At 65.2% G+C, this 19,448-nt stretch carries 17 protein-coding genes; 7 read left to right on the top strand and 10 right to left on the bottom strand.

Annotated features, from left to right (window positions below; all coding sequences use genetic code 11):
• Positions 1 to 250: 250 nt before the first annotated feature.
• Entirely contained in the window at positions 251 to 2,680 is a 2,430-nt protein-coding gene (locus QTH91_RS12915) for a penicillin-binding protein 1A (protein WP_286660467.1), read from the top strand.
• Between the two features lie 34 nt (positions 2,681 to 2,714).
• On the opposite strand, the gene cyaY is transcribed toward QTH91_RS12915, so the two are convergent.
• Entirely contained in the window at positions 2,715 to 3,047 is a 333-nt protein-coding gene (cyaY, locus tag QTH91_RS12910; RefSeq protein ID WP_286660466.1) for an iron donor protein CyaY, read from the bottom strand.
• Positions 3,048 to 3,084: 37 nt separating this feature from the next.
• Here cyaY and lptM point away from each other — a divergent pair, with 37 nt between their 5' ends.
• Together lptM and lysA are read left to right on the top strand one after the other, a co-directional pair.
• Positions 3,085 to 3,318 (top strand): LPS translocon maturation chaperone LptM, encoded by a 234-nt coding sequence (gene lptM / locus QTH91_RS12905; protein WP_368389465.1) that lies wholly within the window; start codon positions 3,085 to 3,087, stop codon positions 3,316 to 3,318.
• A complete protein-coding gene (gene lysA, locus QTH91_RS12900) occupies positions 3,315 to 4,601 on the top strand; it encodes a diaminopimelate decarboxylase (protein ID WP_286660464.1) in 1,287 nt (428 codons plus the stop codon). Before lptM ends, lysA begins: the two co-directional genes overlap by 4 nt.
• A 2-nt stretch (positions 4,602 to 4,603) precedes the next feature.
• Here lysA and msrQ read toward each other — a convergent pair whose 3' ends face one another.
• From msrQ to QTH91_RS12875, 5 genes are all read right to left on the bottom strand, one after another.
• Positions 4,604 to 5,257 (bottom strand): protein-methionine-sulfoxide reductase heme-binding subunit MsrQ, encoded by a 654-nt coding sequence (gene msrQ / locus QTH91_RS12895; protein WP_286660463.1) that lies wholly within the window; start codon positions 5,255 to 5,257, stop codon positions 4,604 to 4,606.
• Positions 5,258 to 5,276: 19 nt separating this feature from the next.
• Complete coding sequence (gene msrP / locus QTH91_RS12890) at positions 5,277 to 6,272, bottom strand: protein-methionine-sulfoxide reductase catalytic subunit MsrP (RefSeq protein ID WP_286660462.1); 996 nt, start codon at positions 6,270 to 6,272, stop codon at positions 5,277 to 5,279.
• 138 nt (positions 6,273 to 6,410) lie between these two features.
• The gene (gene ccsB, locus QTH91_RS12885; protein WP_286660461.1) at positions 6,411 to 7,733 is read right to left on the bottom strand and encodes a c-type cytochrome biogenesis protein CcsB; all 1,323 of its coding nucleotides are present in this window, start codon (positions 7,731 to 7,733) and stop codon (positions 6,411 to 6,413) included.
• Complete coding sequence (locus QTH91_RS12880; protein ID WP_286660460.1) at positions 7,730 to 9,877, bottom strand: cytochrome c biogenesis protein ResB; 2,148 nt, start codon at positions 9,875 to 9,877, stop codon at positions 7,730 to 7,732. The genes ccsB and QTH91_RS12880 overlap by 4 nt, the downstream gene beginning before the upstream one ends.
• A gap of 136 nt (positions 9,878 to 10,013) precedes the next feature.
• Positions 10,014 to 10,688, bottom strand: a complete 675-nt coding sequence (locus QTH91_RS12875) for a c-type cytochrome (RefSeq protein ID WP_286660459.1) — start codon at positions 10,686 to 10,688, stop codon at positions 10,014 to 10,016.
• Positions 10,689 to 10,757: 69 nt separating this feature from the next.
• On the opposite strand from QTH91_RS12875, the gene yihA reads away from it, so the two are divergent.
• Both yihA and QTH91_RS12865 read left to right on the top strand, forming a co-directional pair.
• Complete coding sequence (gene yihA, locus QTH91_RS12870) at positions 10,758 to 11,474, top strand: ribosome biogenesis GTP-binding protein YihA/YsxC (RefSeq protein WP_286660458.1); 717 nt, start codon at positions 10,758 to 10,760, stop codon at positions 11,472 to 11,474.
• Between the two features lie 42 nt (positions 11,475 to 11,516).
• Positions 11,517 to 12,431 (top strand): alpha/beta fold hydrolase, encoded by a 915-nt coding sequence (locus QTH91_RS12865; protein ID WP_286660457.1) that lies wholly within the window; start codon positions 11,517 to 11,519, stop codon positions 12,429 to 12,431.
• Here QTH91_RS12865 and QTH91_RS12860 read toward each other — a convergent pair.
• Both QTH91_RS12860 and QTH91_RS12855 read right to left on the bottom strand, forming a co-directional pair.
• On the bottom strand, positions 12,425 to 13,309 hold the full coding sequence (locus tag QTH91_RS12860) for a lysophospholipid acyltransferase family protein (RefSeq protein WP_286660456.1): 885 nt from the start codon (positions 13,307 to 13,309) through the stop codon (positions 12,425 to 12,427). The two genes, QTH91_RS12865 and QTH91_RS12860, sit on opposite strands and share 7 nt — an antisense overlap.
• Positions 13,306 to 14,178, bottom strand: coding sequence for a lysophospholipid acyltransferase family protein (locus QTH91_RS12855; RefSeq protein WP_286660455.1), 873 nt, complete (start codon positions 14,176 to 14,178; stop codon positions 13,306 to 13,308). Before QTH91_RS12855 ends, QTH91_RS12860 begins: the two co-directional genes overlap by 4 nt.
• A 243-nt stretch (positions 14,179 to 14,421) precedes the next feature.
• Here QTH91_RS12855 and metK point away from each other — a divergent pair, with 243 nt between their 5' ends.
• On the top strand, positions 14,422 to 15,603 hold the full coding sequence (gene metK / locus QTH91_RS12850; protein ID WP_286660454.1) for a methionine adenosyltransferase: 1,182 nt from the start codon (positions 14,422 to 14,424) through the stop codon (positions 15,601 to 15,603).
• A gap of 8 nt (positions 15,604 to 15,611) precedes the next feature.
• On the opposite strand, the gene QTH91_RS12845 is transcribed toward metK, so the two are convergent.
• The gene (locus QTH91_RS12845; protein ID WP_286660453.1) at positions 15,612 to 16,241 is read right to left on the bottom strand and encodes a phosphoribosyltransferase; all 630 of its coding nucleotides are present in this window, start codon (positions 16,239 to 16,241) and stop codon (positions 15,612 to 15,614) included.
• A 54-nt stretch (positions 16,242 to 16,295) separates the two neighbouring features.
• The gene (locus tag QTH91_RS12840; protein WP_286660452.1) at positions 16,296 to 18,401 is read right to left on the bottom strand and encodes a TonB-dependent receptor; all 2,106 of its coding nucleotides are present in this window, start codon (positions 18,399 to 18,401) and stop codon (positions 16,296 to 16,298) included.
• A gap of 172 nt (positions 18,402 to 18,573) precedes the next feature.
• Here QTH91_RS12840 and QTH91_RS12835 point away from each other — a divergent pair, with 172 nt between their 5' ends.
• Positions 18,574 to 19,446 carry a putative selenate ABC transporter substrate-binding protein gene (locus QTH91_RS12835; RefSeq protein WP_286660451.1) on the top strand — a complete coding sequence of 291 codons (873 nt, stop codon included), beginning with the start codon at positions 18,574 to 18,576 and terminating at the stop codon, positions 19,444 to 19,446.
• Positions 19,447 to 19,448 lie beyond the last annotated feature (2 nt).

Genomic DNA, 19,448 nt, shown 5'->3' with positions numbered 1-19,448 from the left:
ATCCCGAGGTTTAAATGTAACTAACTGAAAGAAATGCGTGAAATTTCGGGTGCTGGCACATGCTATTCCAAAGCTTCACGCCCCACCAAGCGACAAACTGCACTGTTCGCAACAATCGTTGTCAAAAGCTGACGTAAATGTGGCTCAATGCAACCTGACTCAACGGTACCGAGTACTTGGGTCTTACCCTCCTCCAAACGCCCGGGGATCAGCGCACTTTTTATAATGTGCACTGACTCTGCCCGACGAAATGCCAGATAAAAAACGCCCGTCCGGGCCTCCAAACTCCCCCAATTCCAACGCCAACCCGGCACCGCCTCGTCGCCCGACCTGGTTGACCTGGATCGTGCGCATCGTTCTTTGGTGCCTCGGCCTGGCGGCTGCGGGAGTGGTGGCCGTGGCTTCGATCATCGCCGTGGCCCTGGCGGTGGCCTATCCAAATTTGCCCGATGTGTCGGATTTGTCCGACTATCGCCCGAAACTGCCTTTGCGCGTCTTTTCTGCCGACGGCGTGCTGATCGGCGAGTTCGGTGAAGAGCGGCGCAACATGACGCCGATCGCCACCGTCCCCCAAGTGATGAAGGACGCCGTGCTGGCGGCCGAGGACGCACGTTTCTATTCGCACGGTGGCCTTGACTACAAGGGCGTGATGCGCGCTGCCATCGCCAACCTGAACCGCGTCAAGAGCCAAGGTGCCTCCACGATTTCGATGCAGGTGGCCCGCAACGTCTACCTCAGTTCGGAAAAGACCTTCACACGGAAGATCTACGAAATCCTTCTGACGTTCAAGCTCGAGCACCAACTCAGCAAGGACCAGATTTTCGAGATCTACCTCAATCAGATCTACCTGGGCAACCGTGCCTATGGCTTTGCCGCGGCCAGCGAAGCCTATTTCGGCAAGCCGCTTCAGGAGATCACGATCGCCGAAGCCGCCATGCTGGCGGGTCTTCCCAAGGCCCCCGGCGCCAACAACCCGGTGAGCAACCCGACCCGTGCCCGCGCCCGTCAGCTCTATGTCATCGACCGGATGGTCGAGGCGGGCTTCATCACCGAAGCCCAGGCGCAGACAGCCAGGGCCGAACAACTGCACCTGCGCGAACGCAACAACCCGGACCGCCTGCATGCGGAATATGTGGCCGAGATGGCCCGCCAACTGGTGTACGCCAACTATGGCGACGAGACCTACACCAGTGGCCTGGAGGTCTACACCTCCATCAATTCAGCAGACCAGGCGGTGGCCTACCAGGCGCTGCGCTCGGGCATCATGGATTACGAGCGCAAGCAGATCTATCGCGGCCCCGAGAAGTTCATCGAACTGCCGAAAGACCCGCAGGAGTTGGACGAGGCCGTCGATGACGCGCTGGCCGAGCACCCTGACAACGGTGACGTCTTGGCCGCGGTGGTGACGTCTGCCTCGCCCAAGGAAGTGGTTGCGGTGCGCGGCAATGGCGAAACCATCCGCATCGAAGGCGACGGACTGCGCCCTGCCCGATCGGGCCTTTCGCCCAAGGCGCAACCCAAGGTGCGCATCCAGCCAGGTGCGGTGATCCGCGTGGCGCGCACTGCCAAGGACGGCTGGGAAATCACGCAACTGCCCGAAGTCGAAGGCGCCTTCGTCGCCATGGACCCGCGTGACGGTGCCATCAAGGCGTTGGTTGGAGGCTTCGATTTCGGCAAGAACAAGTTCAACCACGTCACGCAGGCATGGCGCCAACCTGGATCGAGCTTCAAGCCCTTCATCTATTCGGCAGCCCTGGAAAAGGGCTTCACCCCGGCCACGGTGATCAACGACGGCCCGCTTTTCTTCGATGCCGGCACAACGGGCGGACAGCCCTGGGAGCCGAAGAACTACGGCGGTGGATTCGACGGCCCCATGCCGATGCGACGCGCGCTGGCCAAGTCGAAAAACATGGTGTCGATCCGCATCCTGCAGTCGATCGGCACGCACTACGCACAAGACTGGATCACCAATTTCGGCTTCGATCGCGAAAAGCACCCGGCCTACCTTCCCATGGCGCTCGGCGCCGGCGCCGTCACACCCATGCAGCTGGCAGTGGGCTACTCGGTGTTCGCCAATGGCGGCTATCGCGTCAAGCCGCAACTGATCACTCGGGTGACCGACTATCGCGGCAAGGTGCTCGTGGATGCGCAGCCACCCTTGCTGAACGAGACCATGCGCGCCATCCCCGCGCGCAATGCCTTCATCATGGACAGCCTCTTGCAGGAAGTGGCTCGCTCCGGCACGGCAGCCAACGCGCAGCGCCAGCTCAAGCGCCCCGACCTGTATGGCAAGACTGGCACGACCAACGACTCGCTCGACGCCTGGTTCGCCGGCTTTCAGCCCACGATGACTGCCATCGCCTGGATGGGCTACGACACGCCGCGCAGCCTTGGCGATCGCGAGACCGGCGGCGGGCTGAGCCTGCCGATCTGGATCAACTTCATGCAAAGCGCCCTCAAGGGCGTCCAGGTGGCTGAACTTGCACCGCCGCCGGGTGTTGTTCGGGTGGGCGGCGAATGGTTCTTCGATGACTACGCCCCTGGGCGCGGCATCGAGAGCCTGGGCGTCGAGCCGACGCCGGCAACGGCGCCCGATCCGGCCTTGGGCGGCCTGGAAAATGCCCCCGTGGCACCGCCGCGCGAGGAGCGCAATCGCATCCTCGATATGTTCCGCAACTGACGGCGCTCAGGGGGTCTCTTCAAAGACGTGGGCGTCAGTTCCCGCTGAAGCTCAACGTCATCCCGGCCTGCGCTGTCGCCTCGCGCGACAGCTGGGCAAAGAACTCCTCTCCCGTCTTGGTGTCGACCCACGCCTTGCCGTCGAAGCGGTAGTGGTAGCCACCCGAGCGCGCCGCCAGCCAGATCTCATGCAGGGGCTTCTGCAGGTTCACGATAAGCTGGCTGCCGTTGACGAAGGTGATGGTGATCATCCCGCCGACGCGCTGGTTGTCGAGGTCGGCGTCGGTGCGGTCGTTGAGTTGGTCGCAACAACGTTCGATCGCCGCCAATGCCTCCTCGGCGTGGTCCATGTACTCAAGGTCGGTCATTACAATTTCGTCAATGTTGAATGCTTGTCAAATTCTAGTGAGCAGCGTAGCCCTTGCCACGCTCGTGGTCGGTCTGCAGGGCTGTGGCCAGCGCGGGCCACTTTATCTGCCCACCGAGCCGGAGGCCGCCAACCGCGCCACGCTGCCCCAGCTCATCATCCCCGGCGGGGCACCAGGCAATGCGGATGCCGCCAAGCCGGCGAGCGCCGCCTCGCCAAGCAGCCAGAGCACGGATTCGGGCGCGCGCAAGACCACTGAAGGATCGAAATGAGCAAGCCCGACCACGCCCTCCCCGGCGAGCCCCATGTGGCCCGCCGAGATGGCCAACTCTGGATGGAAGGCGCCTCGCTGCAGGCGCTGGCGCGTGAACACGGCACGCCACTGTTCGCGTATTCGAGGCAATGGATGCTCGACGCGCTGGCGGCCTACCAGCGAGGCTTTGCCGGCCGTGATGCGCTGGTTTGCTATGCGATGAAAGCCAATTCTTCGCTGGGCATTCTGAACGTGTTCGCACAGGCTGGTTGCGGCTTCGACATCGTGTCGGGCGGCGAACTCGAGCGTGCGCTCGCCGTCGGAGCCGACCCGGCCAAGATCATCTTCAGCGGCGTCGGAAAGACCCGCGCTGAGATGCGCCAGGCCCTGTCTGCCAGCATCGGCTGCTTCAACGTCGAAAGCGAAGAAGAACTGGACGTCCTGAATGAGGTGGCGCTGGCCCAAGGTCAGCGCGCCAAGGTCAGCATCCGCATCAATCCCGATGTCGATCCGAAGACGCACCCTTACATCTCTACGGGCCTGAAAGGCAACAAGTTCGGCATCGCGCACAGCCGCGCGCTGCACGCCTACCGTCATGCGGCGTCGCTGCCGGGCCTGGACGTCAAAGGCATCGATTGCCACATCGGCTCGCAGATCACCGAGACCGCACCGTACCTCGACGCGATGGAACGCGTGCTGGACCTCGTCGAGTCGATCGAGGCGGCCGGTATTCCGCTGTCGCACATCGACTTCGGAGGCGGACTTGGCATCGACTACAACGGCGACACGCCGCCAGCGGCCGATGATCTGTGGCGCCAATTGCTGGCGCGCCTGGACGCGCGCGGGTTCGGCGACCGCAAGCTGATCATCGAGCCGGGCCGCTCCCTGGTCGGCAACGCCGGTGTCTGCGTGACCGAAGTGCTGTTCACCAAGCCGGGCGAAGACCGCAACTTCTGCATCGTCGATGCCGCCATGAACGACCTGCCGCGGCCCGCGATGTATCAGGCGTTCCATCGCATCGAAGCCGTGGATGCCAATCGCGAGGGTGCGCCGCTTCGTTACGACGTGGTCGGGCCGGTGTGCGAAAGCGGTGACTGGATCGGGCGCGATCGCGATCTGAATGTCCGTGCCGGCGACCTGCTGGCCGTCTTGTCTGCCGGCGCCTACTGCATGAGCATGGCCAGCAACTACAACACCCGCAACCGCGCGGCTGAAGTGCTGGTTGGCGGCGAGAAAGCCACGTTGATCCGCAAGCGCGAAACGATTGCCGACCAGCTGCGCAGCGAGTCGGTCGGCGACTGAACCTACTTGCCTGGCTGGACGCGCGAAGCGGGGGCAGCCGGCATGGTCCGTGTGCGCTGCCGACTGGCAAGCGCGCGCCACAGGCGCCACGCCAAGAGCGCCCCGATGATGGCGGCATACACGAACACTTCACCGAAGTTGTTCTTGCCGGCACGCATCCAGAAGAAGTGAAGCAGCCCCAGGCCTGCGGTCACATAGACCAGCCTGTGCAGCCACTGCCAGCGCCTTGCGCCCAGCGCCTTGATCGCGCGGTTGAACGAAGTGGCGGCCAGCGGCGTCAACAGCACGAAGGCGGCAAAGCCCACCAGGATGAACGGCCGCTTGGGGATGTCCTTCACGATCGCATCGAAGTCGAGCCCCATGTCGAACCAGGCATAGGCCAGGAAGTGCAGGCAGACGTAGAAGTACACGTAGAGCCCCAGCATGCGCCGATAGCGCGCCATCGCAGGCGTGCCCGTCATCACTCGCAACGGCGTCACCGCCAGGACGATGCACAGAAAGCGCAGCGTCCAGTCCCCGGTGGCGCGCAACAGGTACTCGGCAGGATTGGCGCCCAGCCCATCCGTGAAGGCGCCCCACACCAGCCAGGCAAAGGGCAGCAGGCAAGCGATAAAAACGACCGGCTTGCCCGCCTTGTGCAGCAGGAACTTGTTCATGCGACGGGCCCGCGTCCGCTCAGTAGAACTTCTTGAGGTCCATGCCGGCGTAAAGCTGGCCGACCTGGGGTTCGTAGCCGTTGAACATCAACGTCTTGCGCCGCTTGGCGAACAAGCCGCCAGGCTCTCCGATGCGTCGCTCCGTGGCCTGGCTCCAGCGCGGGTGGTCGACCTCGGGATTCACGTTGGAATAGAAGCCATATTCATTGGCCGCAGCCTTGTTCCAGGCCGTGCCCGGCTCCTTCTCGACGAACCGGATCTTGACGATCGACTTGGCCGACTTAAAGCCGTATTTCCACGGCACCACCAAGCGCACAGGCGCACCGTTCTGGTTGGGCAGCACTTCGCCATACATGCCGAAGCTCAGCAGGGTCAACGGATGCATGGCCTCGTCCATGCGCAGGCCTTCGGCATACGGCCAGTCGAGCACGCGCGAGCCGACGAAGGGCATGGTCTTGGGATCGGCGAGCGTCAGGAACTCGACGTACTTGGCGCTGCCCTGTGGCTCGACCTTCTTGATCAGTTCGGACAGCGAATAGCCGATCCACGGAATGACCATCGACCAGCCTTCGACGCAGCGAAGGCGGTAGATACGCTCTTCCTGCGCGCTCAGCTTGAGCAGATCCTCGATGCCGAACTTGCCCGGCTTGTTCACCAGGCCCTCGACCTCGACCGTCCAGGGGCGCGTCTTCAGCGTGTGGGCATTGCGGGCGGGATCGCTCTTGTCCGTGCCGAATTCGTAGAAGTTGTTGTAGCTGGCCGCATCCTTGTAGTCGGTCACGACCTCCATGGTCTGCGCACCCGCCACCTTCGACGGCACCGAAGCCAGCGCGGGCAGCTTGCCCGGCGCAGTGGCTGCCCAGGCGTCGCGGCCCACCCAGCCCGCCAGGGTCGCGCCCGCAGCGCCGCCGGCAAGCATGCGCAGGAAGTCGCGCCGGCCTTCATAGAGATGCCGGCTGGTGATTTCGCTGGAATGAGGATGCAGGAAACCAGCGTCTTTGGATCGGATCAGCATTCGTCGCCTCGGTCGTATTGGGGTGTAGGACTCTCGCCGCGCGTGCGCGATCGAAGAGTGTCGCCCAATAGTTCGCGTCGCGCTTGAGGTTGGTTACAGCGCCTGCACACGAAGTTCCGTCCAGGCGGACGGCGAGGCTTACAACGTGCCGTAGCTGTGCAGGCCGCTCAGGAACATGTTGACCCCCAGGAAGGCGAAGGTCGTCACGCCCAGGCCCACCAACGCCCACCAGGCCGCCACCGTGCCGCGCAAGCCCTTGACCAGGCGCATGTGCAGCCACGTGGCGTAGTTCAGCCAGACGATCAGTGCCCAGGTCTCCTTGGGGTCCCAGCTCCAGTAGCCACCCCAGGCATCGGCCGCCCACAGCGCACCAAGCACCGTGGCGATGGTGAAGAAGGCAAAACCGACCGTGATCGCCTTGTACATGACGTCGTCCAGCACCTCCAGCGAGGGCAGCCGCTGCGCGATGCGCCGGCGTCCGATCAGGATGGCCGCCATGATCACCGCGGAGATGGCGGCATAGACGAGCCAATAGCTGCCCCCCGCTTCCTGCGCGCGCTGCCTGAAGGCCACCGGCACGAAACACAGCGCAATGCCCAGCAGCCAGATCGGCGCCAGCTTGTACCAGCGAGCCTCGTCAGCCTGCGACTTGATCAGGTAGGCGAAGGCCACCATGGCCGACAGCGAGAAGGTGCCATAGCCGATGAAATTGGCCGGCACATGCAGCTTCATCCACCAACTCTGCAAGGCCGGTACCAGCGGCTGGATCTGCTGGGCGTCGCGCACCAGCGTGTACCAGAGCAGGAAACCCACCGCCGCGCTGACCACCAGCATCACGAAGGCCCCGAGCGCGCGAGTGCGGTAGCGCGCTTCGTAGTAGAGATAGAACACCGTGGTGATCCAGCAGAACAGCACGAACACTTCGTAGAGGTTGCTGACCGGGATGTGGCCGATGTCCGGGCCCAGCTGATGGCTTTCGTACCACCGCACCATCGTGCCGATCAGCGCCATCGTGACCGCCGCCCAGGCGACTCGCGAGCCGATCAGTTCCATGGTGGCCGATTGCGATGTGGCCATGAAGCCCAGCCAGTAGAACAACGTGCTCATGAAGAACAGCACGCTCATCCAGAGAATGGCCGATTGGCTCGACAGGAAGTACTTGAGCCAGAACACCGTGTCGGCGCGCGACAGATCGCCGCCATACGACGCAATGGCCAGCAGCGAGGCCGCAGCCACCACGAGCCCCAGCACGGCCAGCGGCCGCCAGAACCAGCCCAGCCAGACCACGGCCGGAATGGCTGCGAGCAGGATCACCCGCTCGTAGATGTCCATGTGCGCCAGATAGCGCGCAAAGGCCCACAAGCCACCGGCCACCACCAGGGCCGCGAAACCCCAGTCGAAGGCGTTGCGACGGGAAAGCCAGCTGTCGTTTAGGGTCAGGGTGGTGGTGCTCGTGGTCATGACGCCGTTTCCTTCCGTATGCCGAGCAGGCGCTGCTTGAGCTGCTCGAACTCGCGATCGTTGTCGAGGGTCTTGCGATTGACCGACAAGGCCATCGTGGCCGAACTGCCTGCCTGCGGGCCGACGGCCGGCGCCAGCCAGACCCACAGCCGGCGCTCGCGCACATAGAGCATGGCAAAGATGCCGATGATCAGCAACAGGCAGCCCAGGTAGACGATGCCCTTGCCCGGGGCGCGCGCCACTTGGAAGACACTGGCCTGCACCTGCTTGAAGTCCTGCAGCATCATGGCCACCGGGGCAGCATAGAAGTAGGCGTCGCTCAGCGCCAGCACCGACTGGGTGAGATAAGCCTGCGTCTTCTCGTCGGCAGGCATGGCGGCCAGGCCCGCACGCTCACGGCTGAGGTTGAGCAGATCGAACAGCACGTCGTTCAGGATGCGCACCAGCACGCCGCCGGCGCGTTCGCGCTCGGCCTCGGGCACGTTGGCCTCCATGAATTCGGCAATGGCCTGCCAACCGCCACGCGCCTTGGCATCCTGCCGCGCACGCTCGCTGCCGGCGAACAGCGCCAGCGCCCGCATCGTCGATGCACGCAATTGCGCAGCCAGTTCAGGACGCTTTTCATCCGTGCTGCGGGCGATGTAGCGGTCCACCGCCGCCTGCCGCAGTGCGGGATCATCAAGGGCGGCTCGAAGCCGCACGAAGCCGTCCATCGAACCGCTGTCGTCGGCGGGAATGCGCAGATAGCGGAACGCCTCGTTGGGCGCGTCGCGCATGCCCAGCAGGAACACGGGCAGTCCGTCTCCGGTGTCGACCGGCAGCATGTAGTTCTGGAACTCGCGCGCCTGACCCGACGCGTCGCGCAGCTTGTAGCCGATGCTCGGGCCCACGTTGCGCAGTTCCAGGGGATTGGCGCTCTTATTGGCAGCGCCCAGTTTCGATTCCACCGAACTGGCCAGATCCACCTTGCGCACGTCGACCGCGCTGCCTCCGGTGGGCGAGCCCATGTTCTCGACGTTGATCACGCGCAGCGCCGTCAACTCCAGCGTCAATTGCTCGTTGCCGTTGGTCAGCTGCTTGGTCGTGCCGATCGTGCCTTCCACCTCGAAGGGCTTGGCCGCGGCGTTGATCGGCACGGCCTTGAGCTTGACGCTCGAGCCGCCGTCATCGAAGCTGGACTGGTAGATCTCCACGCCCTTGTAGCTTGCCGGGTGATTGACCTCGATGCGCGCCGGCACCTGCTCGCCGGTGGCCAGGTCGTGCAGCACCACCTCGCTGGCAAAGAGCTTGGGCATGCCGGTGGAGTAGTAGTCGACGATGAACTTCTTGAGCTCGATCGAAAATGGCAGCTCCTGCAGCAGCACACCATCGGACTGATTCAGGATGGCGACACTGGCACGCTGCCCTTCCGGCACCAGGATGTTGCCGCGGAACGTCGGGTTGGACGACGACAGCCGATGCTCCGGTGCCACTTCGGAGATGAGGCCGCCACCCGAGTAGACGCTCTTGCCGTTCAGCCAGGTCTGGGCGCGCACGATCAGGTCGCCGTCAAGCAGTCCCCCCACGCACACCAGCACCACCGCACCATGCGCGGCCAGGTACCCGAGCTTGTGGGCACCGCCTGCGCGAGCGGCCACCATCCATCCGCCGTCGGCGCCATCCGTTTCACGCCGTTGCAACTTCACCTTCCAGCCACCGCCGGCGAGCATGCCGCCGATGCGCTGCGCTGCTGCTTCGGGCGTCTCGCCGAGCAAATCCGCCTGCGCCCGGTGCCCGAAGGCACGCAGGCTGGCGGCTCGGATGTCTTCCTTGACGGTACGCAATTCGCGCACGATGTGCGGCGCGTTGCGCGCGATGCACAGCGACGTGCTGATCACCAGGAACAACAGGATCAGCAGGAACCACCACGCGCTGTAGATCGAGTCCAGCTGGGCCTTCAGGAACACCTGCGCCCAGAACGGGCCGAACTGATTGACGTAGTTGCCAATGGGTTCGTGCTGCTTGAGCACGGTGCCGATGATCGACGCAATGCAGATGACGGTCAGCAGCGCGATGGCAAATCGCATCGACGACAGCAGCTCCACCGCAAGCCGCCATGCGTGGGGCCCGCGGTGAACGCGAATGCCGTGGGTAGAGACCGACATGAAGAAAGGTAGAAGAAAGAAAAGGGGCTGAACGCTGTCTGAATGACGAAAGGCGGGCGATCCGCTGAGAGGATCGGCCCGCCTTCTTGGGTTTGTTGTGCGGCGGTTGGTTCAGCGGCGAGTTGCCGCGACCGGATCAGCGCAAGCCGGCGATGTAGTCCGCCAGGGCCTTGACCTCGCGGTCATTGAGCTTGGCGGCCACGGAGTTCATGACAGGATTGTTCAGCCGCACGCCGTCACGGAAGGCCACCAGTTGCGCGGAGGTGTAGTCGGCGTGCTGGCCACCCAGGCGCGGATACTGGGCGGGAATGCCGGCGCCGTTGGGGCTGTGGCAGCCTGCGCAAGCGGGAACCTGGCGGTCGGCAATGCCGCCGCGGTAGATGCGCTCGCCCAGCGAGACCAGATCCTTTTCCTTGGCGAACCCTGGCTTGACCGTCTTGCTGCCGACGAACCAGGCGATGTTGCGCATGTCTTCCTCGCTCAGCGCGGAAGCGAGCGGCTTCATGATCGCGCTCTTGCGCTTGCCCGACTTGAAGTCTTCGAGCTGCTTGAGGATGTACTCGGGATGTTGCTCGGCCAGCTTCGGATTGGCCGCGATGGCGGAGTTGCCATCGGCGTTGTGGCACGAAGCGCAGCTCTGGCTGTTGGGCGGCGTGGCGTTGAAAATGGTGTCACCCTTGGCCGGATCCGGCTTGGCAACCTTGGGCTGCGCTGCGGCGTGAGTGGCCTCTTGGGCCCCAAAACTGACACTGACACTGGCAAGGGCGGTTGCAGCCAGCAAGGCCGCACGCAAGACGTTGACAAGCTTCATATCGAGGGGTTGGTTTTAGGGCGCAAAACCTCGCGATTCTACAATGTGGCCTCCTATGGAAAACCCTCAATGAACGCTTCGCCTCCCCCGCCGGCCTCTGGTCGCAACCCTGATGCCGGTCGAGCACGCGAAGCCATGGGATGGCTTCACACCGCCCATTTCCTGCTCAGCGCCCCTCAACTGGATCTGCTTCCCACCCTCGACCTTCCCGAAATCGCCTTCGTCGGCCGCTCGAACGCCGGCAAATCCACGGCGATCAATACGCTCACCCAGCAAAAGCGCTTGGCCTACGCCTCCAAGACGCCTGGACGAACCCAGCACATCAACCTCTTCGGCGTGGGCAAGGGCCAGGTGGACGACGCGGTGCTGGCCGACCTCCCGGGCTACGGCTATGCCGCCGTGCCCCAGGAAGCCAAGCACCGCTGGCAGCGCGTGATGGGCAACTACCTCGCCACCCGCCCCGCCTTGCGCGGCGTGGTGCTGATGTGCGACCCGCGCCTGGGCCTGACCGAACTGGACGAACTCCTGCTGGAACTCATCCGCCCGCGCGTCGAGGAGGGGCTGAAATTCCTGGTGCTGCTCACTAAAGCGGACAAGCTCTCCCGCGCCGAAGCCAACAAGGTGCTGTCGATCACGCGACTGCAGGCCGGCGGCGGCGAGGTCAAACTCTTCTCCGCCCTCAAGCGTCAGGGTGTGGATGCGGTGGCCGAACTGCTCTGGCAGTGGACACACGCCGCACCCGAGACCCCCGAAACCACCGAAGCGCCCGCCGCACCCGAGTCCTGACGAGTTCGCTGGACACGCGGACGGGCACCAGGAGACGACCGCATGATCCAGACCTTCGAACGCGCCCTGCCCCACGGCATCACGCTGAGTTGCCGCGCTGCCGGCGAACCCGGCCGCCCGCTGATGATGTTCCTGCACGGGTTCCCCGAGGCGGCGTTCATCTGGGACACGCTGCTCGAACACTTCGCGCAGCCACAGCACGGTGGCTTTCGCTGCGTGGCGCCCAATCTGCGCGGCTTTGAAAAGTCCAGCGCGCCGACGGAGGTCGAAGCCTACCGAGCCCATCACCTGATCAAGGACATCCTCGCCCTGGCCGACATCGAATCGCCGTCGGGCGGCCACATCCACACGCTGGTCGCGCACGACTGGGGCGGTGCCTTCGGCTGGGGCCTGGCCAATGCGGCGCCGGACCGGCTGGACCGCCTCGTCATCATCAACTCGCCGCATCCAGGCACCTTCCTGCGCGAGTTGCAGCGAAGCCCGGAACAGCAAGCCGCCAGCGCCTACATGACCTTCCTGGCCCGCCCCGACGCGGAACAGCTTCTGGCAGAAGACGACTATCGCCGCATGTGGCCGTTCTTCCTCAACATGGGCGCCGGCGCTGACCGCTACGGCTGGCTCACCGAAGCGGTGAAGGCGCAGTATCGCGAGGTGTGGGATGCGGGGCTGACCGGCGCACTCAATCTCTATCGCGTCACCCCGCTCAAGCCCGCAGCGCCGGGCGAGCCTGCGCCGAACTATCCCGACATTCCGCGCGAACGCCTGATGGTGAACATGCCGACGCTGGTGCTCTGGGCGATGGACGATGTCGCGCTGCGGCCAGGTCTCATCGAGGGACTGCAGGACTTCGTACCGCAGCTCCAGCTCGAGCAAGTGCCCGATGCCACACACTGGGTGATCCACGAACGGCCGGGGTTCGTGGCCGAGCGCATCGAGCGCTTCGTCTCGGCTCAGTAGACCGGCGGCGCGCCTTCGGGCCGCGTCTTGAATCGGCGGTGCACCCAGTAGTACTGCTCCGGCATCTTGCGGATGTGCTCTTCCAGCACCTGGTTCATGCGCAGCGTATCGGCCTGCACGTCGCCTGTCGGGAAGTTTTCCCAACGCGGCAGGAGCTCGACCTCGTAACCATCGTCCGTCACCTTGGAGATGGCAGGCATGACGATGGCGCGACCGAGCTGCGCAAAGCGCGACAGGGATGGCACCGTCGCAGACGGCACGCCGAAGAACGGGACGAAGATCGATTGGCTCGGACCGAAGTCCATGTCCGGGAGCAGGTACAGCACTTCGCCCCGGCGAAGGCGTTGCAGCACGGGCTTGACGCCGTCCTGGCGCTCCAGCGCGGTCACGTTCCCGAAGCGGGTGCGCCCCTCGCGAGCCCATTCGTTGATCATCGGGTCGCGCGGCGTGGTGTAGATCGTCATCGACGGCCGCGACATGTGCATGGTCAGCGCGGTGGCAGCGGCGTCCAGGCCGTGGAAGTGCGGCGCGAACAGGATCAGCGCCTGCTGGCCATTGGCCAGTTCCTGCAGGTCCTGCGGCGCACCACGGATGGTGAGCCGCTTTTCCACGACTGCGCGCGGGGCATGCCACAGCCAGCTGCGGTCCAGCCAGGACTGCGCCACGTAGGTGAAGGTCTGGCGGGCAATGTCCGCCCGCTCGCGAGCGGACATCTCGGGAAAGCAAAGCGCCAGGTTGGCGTCCACCACCTTGCGCCGCGGCCGCGCGATGTGAAAGAGCAAGCGGCCCATCACGGCGCCAAAGCCGCGCAGCACCGGAAGCGGCAGATGCGCGATCACCTTCATGAAGCCAATGCCCAGACGTGCCGACAAGCTCAACTTCCCACCTCCAGCTCGGCGCGCGGGTCCTTGTATCGCGCATAGTCCCAGATGTACTGGCCGGGCAGCTCGCGGATGAGACCCTCGATGCCACGGTTCATCGCCGCAGCCGCTTCTTCCACAGGTGCCTTCGGATCGCGCAAAGCCGGCTCGTCGAGCGGCGCGAAGCGGATCGCATAGCCCTCACCCGGCGCCAGTCGCTCGCACACGGCCGTGAACACCTTGGCGCCCGTCTGCTGTGCGAGTCGTGGCACCAGCGTCATCGTGTAGGCCTGTCGCCCGAAGAACGGCGCCCACACGCCCTGTCCTCGGGGTGGCACCTGGTCCGGAAGGATGCCGGTGTAGCCGCCGGACTTGAGCGCGCGCATGAGGCCACGCACGCCGGACGTGTTGGTGGGCAGCATCTTCAGGCCGCGGCGATCGCGCGAGCCATCGACCAGTTCGGTCATCCAGGCCTTCCGCGCGGGGCGGTAAAGCGCGGTCATCGGACCGAAGTCATCGACGAAGCGCTCGGCCATCGCCTGGCCCAGCAGTTCCCAGCTTCCGACGTGGGGAGCCAGGAAGATGACGCCGCGGCGCTCGGCCAGCGCCGCTTCCACGGTATCGACACCGCTCCAGCTGACCACCTTGGGCAGCACGCTCTCGCCCTGGGGCCGGCCCCACAGCCAGGGCAACTCGGCCAGCGCAGCGCCAGCGGCGGCAATGGCGGGACGGTATTGCTCTTTGGTGAAGCCTGCCGCCTCGGCATTGGTCCGGAACCGACGGCGATAGCCCGATGAACCCCACCACGCCAGCCAGCCCAGCAAGGTGCCCAATCGGTGCATGAGCGGAAGTGGCAAACGCGCAAGAAGGCGAAAGAGGGCAAGCATCCGAACCAGAGGCGAAGCAATGAACGAAAAGAACGGGAGGAAATGACCCGACACACATCGCCCGAAGGCCCACCAGTGCGGTGCAGCTTGGACGCGGCTCCTATAGAATGTAAATTGTCGCCGAGTTATGGAACTACTTGCAGGGCGACGTTAAACAAGGACTGCTAAAGCGTTCGCCAGTGCTCCCCAAGGCCGGCAACGCGCCGATCAACTGCCTCGGGTCAACAAGGAGCAATCAAGCAAATGGCGAGCGACTTCCTCTTCACTTCCGAATCCGTTTCCGAAGGCCATCCGGACAAGGTGGCCGATCAGGTTTCCGATGCCATCCTCGACGCGATCTTCGAGCAGGATCCCCGCTCGCGCGTGGCCGCCGAGACGCTGTGCAACACCGGCCTGGTCGTGCTCGCTGGCGAAATCACGACCAACGCGCACGTCGACTACATCCAGGTCGCGCGAGACACCATCAAGCGCATCGGCTACGACAACACCGACTACGGCATCGATTACAAGGGCTGCGCGGTGCTGGTCGCTTACGACAAGCAGAGCAACGACATCGCGCAGGGCGTGGACCACGCCAGCGACGACCACCTGAACACCGGCGCCGGCGACCAGGGCCTGATGTTCGGCTACGCCTGCGACGAAACGCCCGAGCTGATGCCCGCGCCCATCTATTACGCGCACCGCCTGGTGGAGCGCCAGGCCCAACTGCGCAAGGACGGCCGACTGCCCTTCCTGCGTCCGGATGCCAAGAGCCAGGTGACCATGCGCTATGTGGACGGCAAGCCCCACAGCATCGACACGGTGGTGCTGTCGACGCAGCACAGCCCCGACCAGAGCGAATCGCCCACCAAGATGAAGGCCAGCTTCAACGAAGCCATCATCGAGGAGATCATCAAGCCGGTGCTGCCCAGCGAATGGCTCAAGGACACCAAGTACCTGATCAACCCGACCGGCCGCTTCGTCATCGGCGGCCCGCAGGGTGACTGCGGCCTCACCGGCCGCAAGATCATCGTCGACACCTACGGCGGCGCCTGCCCGCACGGCGGCGGCGCGTTCTCAGGCAAGGACCCGAGCAAGGTCGACCGCTCGGCGGCGTACGCCGCGCGCTACGTGGCCAAGAACATCGTGGCGGCCGGCCTGGCTCGCCAGTGCCAGATCCAGGTCGCCTACGCGATTGGCGTCGCGCGCCCGATGAACATCACCGTCTATACCGAGGGCACCGGCGTCATGCCCGACGCCAAGCTGGCCGAACTGGTGCAGGAACACTTCGACCTGCGTCCCAAGGGCATCATCCAGATGCTCGACCTGCTGCGCCCCATCTACAGCAAGACCGCGGCCTACGGCCATTTCGGCCGCGACGAGCCCGAGTTCACCTGGGAACGCACCGACAAGGCTGCCGCGCTGCGTGCGGCCGCGGGCCTGTAAGAAGGTCCTCAGCCCAGCAGCCTGAGCACCTCCTCGTCGGAGGTCTGATCGAAGTCGCGATACCAGAGCCCGACCGCATGGAAGGGCTCGGGCGTGCTCAGGCAGATCACCTCGTCGGCCAGGGCTGAAACGGCGGCGAGGGCCTCTTGCGAGGCCACCGGCACCGCCACGGTGATGCGCTGGGCACCGCCGGCGCGTGCAGCGCGCACTGCGGCCTGCATGGTTGCGCCAGTGGCCAGACCGTCGTCCACCAGCACGACGTGACGGCCTTGCAGGCGCAACGCGGGGCGCTCGCCGCGATAGGCGCGTTCGCGCCGGGCCAGTTCGGCTTCCTCTCGCTTCAACACCGCTTCGAGCTCCCGCGTCGAGACAGGCCACTGACCGCCGGCTTGAGCCATGACGCGCACGCCACCTGGCGCGATGGCGCCCATGGCGAACTCCTCCTGTCCCGGGTGCCCGAGCTTGCGCACCACCAGCACGTCGAGTGGCGCGCCCAGCGCGCGAGCCAAAGGTGCCGCGACCGGCACGCCACCGCGTGGCAGCGCCAGCACCAGCAGATCGCCACTGGCCCGAAGTGACTCGCACCGCTTCGCCAGGAGCTGCCCGGCCTGCGCACGATCGGCAAAGCGCTCGTCCATGACGCACCCCCCTTCTTGCGAACGTGAACGCCGCGGGGTTGGGCCGCTCGGCGCTCAGAACTGGTAGGTCGCCGACAGGCCCGCCATCCAGGCACGCCCAGGCGCCGGCTCGATGTATCGCCCGTTGGACTCGTTGACGATCACCGAGCCGATATACCCCTTGTCGAAGACGTTGTCGACGCGGGCGAAGGCATTGAGCGTCCAGCGGTCGAGCCGGAGCAGGTAGCCACCGTAGAGGGAAGCGACCGCATAACCCGGCACGCTGACCGTGTTCTGGTCGTTGGCCTGGATGCGCGCCGCCGCACGCAACTCGACGCCCGCACGCCAGCCTTGCGCTGGCTGATAGCCGAAACCGGCGTAGAAGAACTGAGGCGCCACGCCGGGAATCTGGTTGCCGTCCGCCACCAGATTGCTGCCGCTGCAGGGCAGGGGCGCGCAGAACGCATCGGCGTAGCGCGCCCGCGTATAGGTGTAGGCCAGTTGCGTGCGCCAGTTGCTGACCGTTTCGTGCAGCCAGCTCAGCTCGACACCGTCCCGTTCGGTGCTGGGCGCGTTGCGGAAGGTGGAGCGCCCGCCGCTGCTGCTGTTGGTCACGATTTCGTCGGCGGTCCGGGTGTGGAACACGGCGGCAGTGAGAAAGCCGTTGGCCAGCAGTGTCTTGGCCCCCAACTCGAAGTTGTCGCTGGTCGATGGCTTGAGCGCGAAGTTGAAGCCGCTCTGTCCGTCCGGGCGGTAGGACAGTTCGTTGAGCGTCGGCGTCTCGTAGCCGCGGCCCCAGGCGCCATACAACGAGAGGTCCGACGATGGCGCGTAGCGGAGCGACAGCACCGGCAACGCCTTCTCGTAGCTGGCCGATCCGCTGTCGTTGCCGTTGCCCGGGGCGATGTAGTGATCGGTCGAATCGAAGCTCACCGTGCTGTAGCGAAGCCCCGCCTCCAAAGTCCACTGCTCGGCAAACTGCCACTTGCCCTGCACATAGGGGTCGACGTTGTGGACGTTGTTGGACTCGTCGCGCCGCAAGCGGCCCTGCACCCCCAGCGTTGGCGATGCGGGGCTGCCGATGAAGTTGTTGTAGCCCAGCCGGTCCTCGTCCATGTTGTCGTAGGCGATGCCGCTCGCAAGCTCGAAGGGGCGCCCCGCCAGTTGGCCGCGCGTCGTCCAGCGTGCGTCCATGCCGGCGTAGTTGCGCTTCAGATCGATCACGCCGCCCGCGCTCGAAGCCGCCAGCTGGGCGCTGGGCGGTATGGATTGGTATTGGGTGGTGCTGCGCTCGCCGGCATAGACCATCAGCCGCAGATCGTTGTCGGCATTGATCCGGCGCTCGTAGATGGCGCCGGCCTGCATCTGATCGACGGTCTTGCGCGTGTTGTATTGCTCGGCCAGCGCGGCGCTGCGCGGGTCCTGCGCGTACTGCTGGGGCGTCAGGCCCAGCGGGTCTTGCGCGCGCACCCGCACGCCGTTCATCACCACCGTCAGCTTGCTGTCGTCATCGAGCTGGATGCCCAGCTTGCCATTGAGGATGCTGCGCTCGGCGGCACTGTGGTCGCGATAGCCGTCGGTTTCGAAGTGGCTTGCGCCCAGCATGTAGCTGAATGGCCCCGTGGAGCCGCCCAGTTGCAGGCTTTCGCGCCAGCTGCCGAAACTGCCGCCACTCACGCCGAAGCCCAGTTGCGGCGCGCCCTGCCCGTCCTGGGTGAAAACCTGCATCACACCGCCGGATGAATTGCCATAGAGCGCCGAGAACGGTCCGCGCAGCACTTCCACGCGATCGGCGGTGCCGATGTCGATGTTCGACGTCTGGCCCTGGCCGTCGGGCATGGTGGCCGGCACGCCGTCGACATAGATGCGAACGCCGCGCACACCGAAGGTGGCGCGAGCACCGAAGCCGCGCACCGACAACTGCAGGTCTTGCGCATAGTTCTGTCGGTTCTGGATCTGAAGGCCAGGCACGCTGCCCATGGCCTCGGACAGGTTGACCTGCATCTGCGCGTTGCGCAACTGGTCGCCAGGCACCGAATCCACCGAGCCTGCCACCGACAGCGGCGGCGTTGCGCCCAGCGGCGTGGTGACGGTGATGGCGGGCAAGGTGCCGACCGAGCTTTGCGCGAGTGCCGGCGCCGCGATCGCGGCACCGATGAAGGCCAGGCTTGTCTTGTTCATCGAGCGCGATTCTGCTGTGCGTGGTTGCGGAGGGCCACCCGCCGCAAACCCTATGTGATGGGTGCGGCGTCGTAAATAATAGGCGCGCGGCGCCGACCCCGACAACGGCCGGACACCCACGGCGCGCATCCTTCCCCTGTTCCAGGGCGGCTCCACCGACCACTGCATTCCCATGAAGCGACGATTTCTCCAGAGCCTGCTGGCTCTCCTGCTCGCCCCGACCCTCGGCCTGTCGGCTCACGCGCAATCCACGCCGGCCACGGTCCTGCGCGTGTCCGCCATCCCCGACGAAGCGCCGACCGAACTGCAGCGAAAGTTCAAGCCGCTGGGCGAATACCTGCAGAAGGCGACCGGCTTGCCGGTGCAGTTCACGCCGGTCACCGACTACGCTGCCGTGGTCGAAGGCCTGGCGACGAACAAGATCGACCTGGCCTGGCTGGGCGGCTTTACCTTCGTGCAGGCCCGCAAGCGCACCGATGGCGGTGCCGTGCCGATCGTCCAACGCGCCGAGGACGCCGTGTTCACCAGCAAGTTCATCGTGCCGGCCGACAGCACGGCCAAGACGCTGAAGGACCTCAAGGGCGCCACCTTCGCCTTCGGTGCGCCCTCCTCCACATCGGGCAGCCTGATGCCGCGCTACTTCCTGATGCAGGACGGCATCAACCCCGAGCGCGATTTCAAGACCGTGGCCTTCTCCGGCGCCCACGACGCGACCGTCGCCTTCGTCGCCTCGGGGCGGGCCGAAGCGGGCGTGCTCAACGCATCGGTGTGGGACAAGCTGGTCGAGCAGAAGAACCCCAACGCGCTCAAGGTCCGGGTGCTGGCCACCACACCCACCTACTACGACTACAACTGGACCGTGCGGCCCGGACTCGATCCGGCCATCACGCGCAAGTTGACCGAGGCTTTTCTCGCCCTCGATCCGGCCAATCCGGCGCACAAGGAAATCCTGGGCCTGCAACGCGCCAGCCGCTTCATTCCCACCCAGGCCTCGAACTACGACGGCATCGAGGCGGCAGGCAAGTCGGCCGGGCTGATCAAGTAAAC

Source organism: Variovorax dokdonensis (genome assembly GCF_030316895.1).
Taxonomy (GTDB): Bacteria; Pseudomonadota; Gammaproteobacteria; order Burkholderiales; family Burkholderiaceae_C; genus Variovorax; species Variovorax dokdonensis.
Note: the sequence above shows the minus strand (reverse complement) of the source record. Positions and strands in the feature narration are given on the sequence as shown.

Excerpts from the sequence above, each read along its gene's own strand:
- QTH91_RS12915 (WP_286660467.1), top strand. The coding sequence starts at position 251 with ATGCCAGATAAAAAACGCCCGTCCGGGCCTCCAAACTCCCCCAATTCC.
- cyaY (WP_286660466.1), bottom strand. The coding sequence starts at position 3,047 with ATGACCGACCTTGAGTACATGGACCACGCCGAGGAGGCATTGGCGGCG.
- lysA (WP_286660464.1), top strand. The coding sequence starts at position 3,315 with ATGAGCAAGCCCGACCACGCCCTCCCCGGCGAGCCCCATGTGGCCCGC.
- msrQ (WP_286660463.1), bottom strand. The coding sequence starts at position 5,257 with ATGAACAAGTTCCTGCTGCACAAGGCGGGCAAGCCGGTCGTTTTTATC.
- msrP (WP_286660462.1), bottom strand. The coding sequence starts at position 6,272 with ATGCTGATCCGATCCAAAGACGCTGGTTTCCTGCATCCTCATTCCAGC.
- ccsB (WP_286660461.1), bottom strand. The coding sequence starts at position 7,733 with ATGACCACGAGCACCACCACCCTGACCCTAAACGACAGCTGGCTTTCC.
- QTH91_RS12880 (WP_286660460.1), bottom strand. The coding sequence starts at position 9,877 with ATGTCGGTCTCTACCCACGGCATTCGCGTTCACCGCGGGCCCCACGCA.
- QTH91_RS12875 (WP_286660459.1), bottom strand. The coding sequence starts at position 10,688 with ATGAAGCTTGTCAACGTCTTGCGTGCGGCCTTGCTGGCTGCAACCGCC.
- yihA (WP_286660458.1), top strand. The coding sequence starts at position 10,758 with ATGAACGCTTCGCCTCCCCCGCCGGCCTCTGGTCGCAACCCTGATGCC.
- QTH91_RS12865 (WP_286660457.1), top strand. The coding sequence starts at position 11,517 with ATGATCCAGACCTTCGAACGCGCCCTGCCCCACGGCATCACGCTGAGT.
- QTH91_RS12855 (WP_286660455.1), bottom strand. The coding sequence starts at position 14,178 with ATGCTTGCCCTCTTTCGCCTTCTTGCGCGTTTGCCACTTCCGCTCATG.
- metK (WP_286660454.1), top strand. The coding sequence starts at position 14,422 with ATGGCGAGCGACTTCCTCTTCACTTCCGAATCCGTTTCCGAAGGCCAT.
- QTH91_RS12845 (WP_286660453.1), bottom strand. The coding sequence starts at position 16,241 with ATGGACGAGCGCTTTGCCGATCGTGCGCAGGCCGGGCAGCTCCTGGCG.
- QTH91_RS12840 (WP_286660452.1), bottom strand. The coding sequence starts at position 18,401 with ATGAACAAGACAAGCCTGGCCTTCATCGGTGCCGCGATCGCGGCGCCG.
- QTH91_RS12835 (WP_286660451.1), top strand. The coding sequence starts at position 18,574 with ATGAAGCGACGATTTCTCCAGAGCCTGCTGGCTCTCCTGCTCGCCCCG.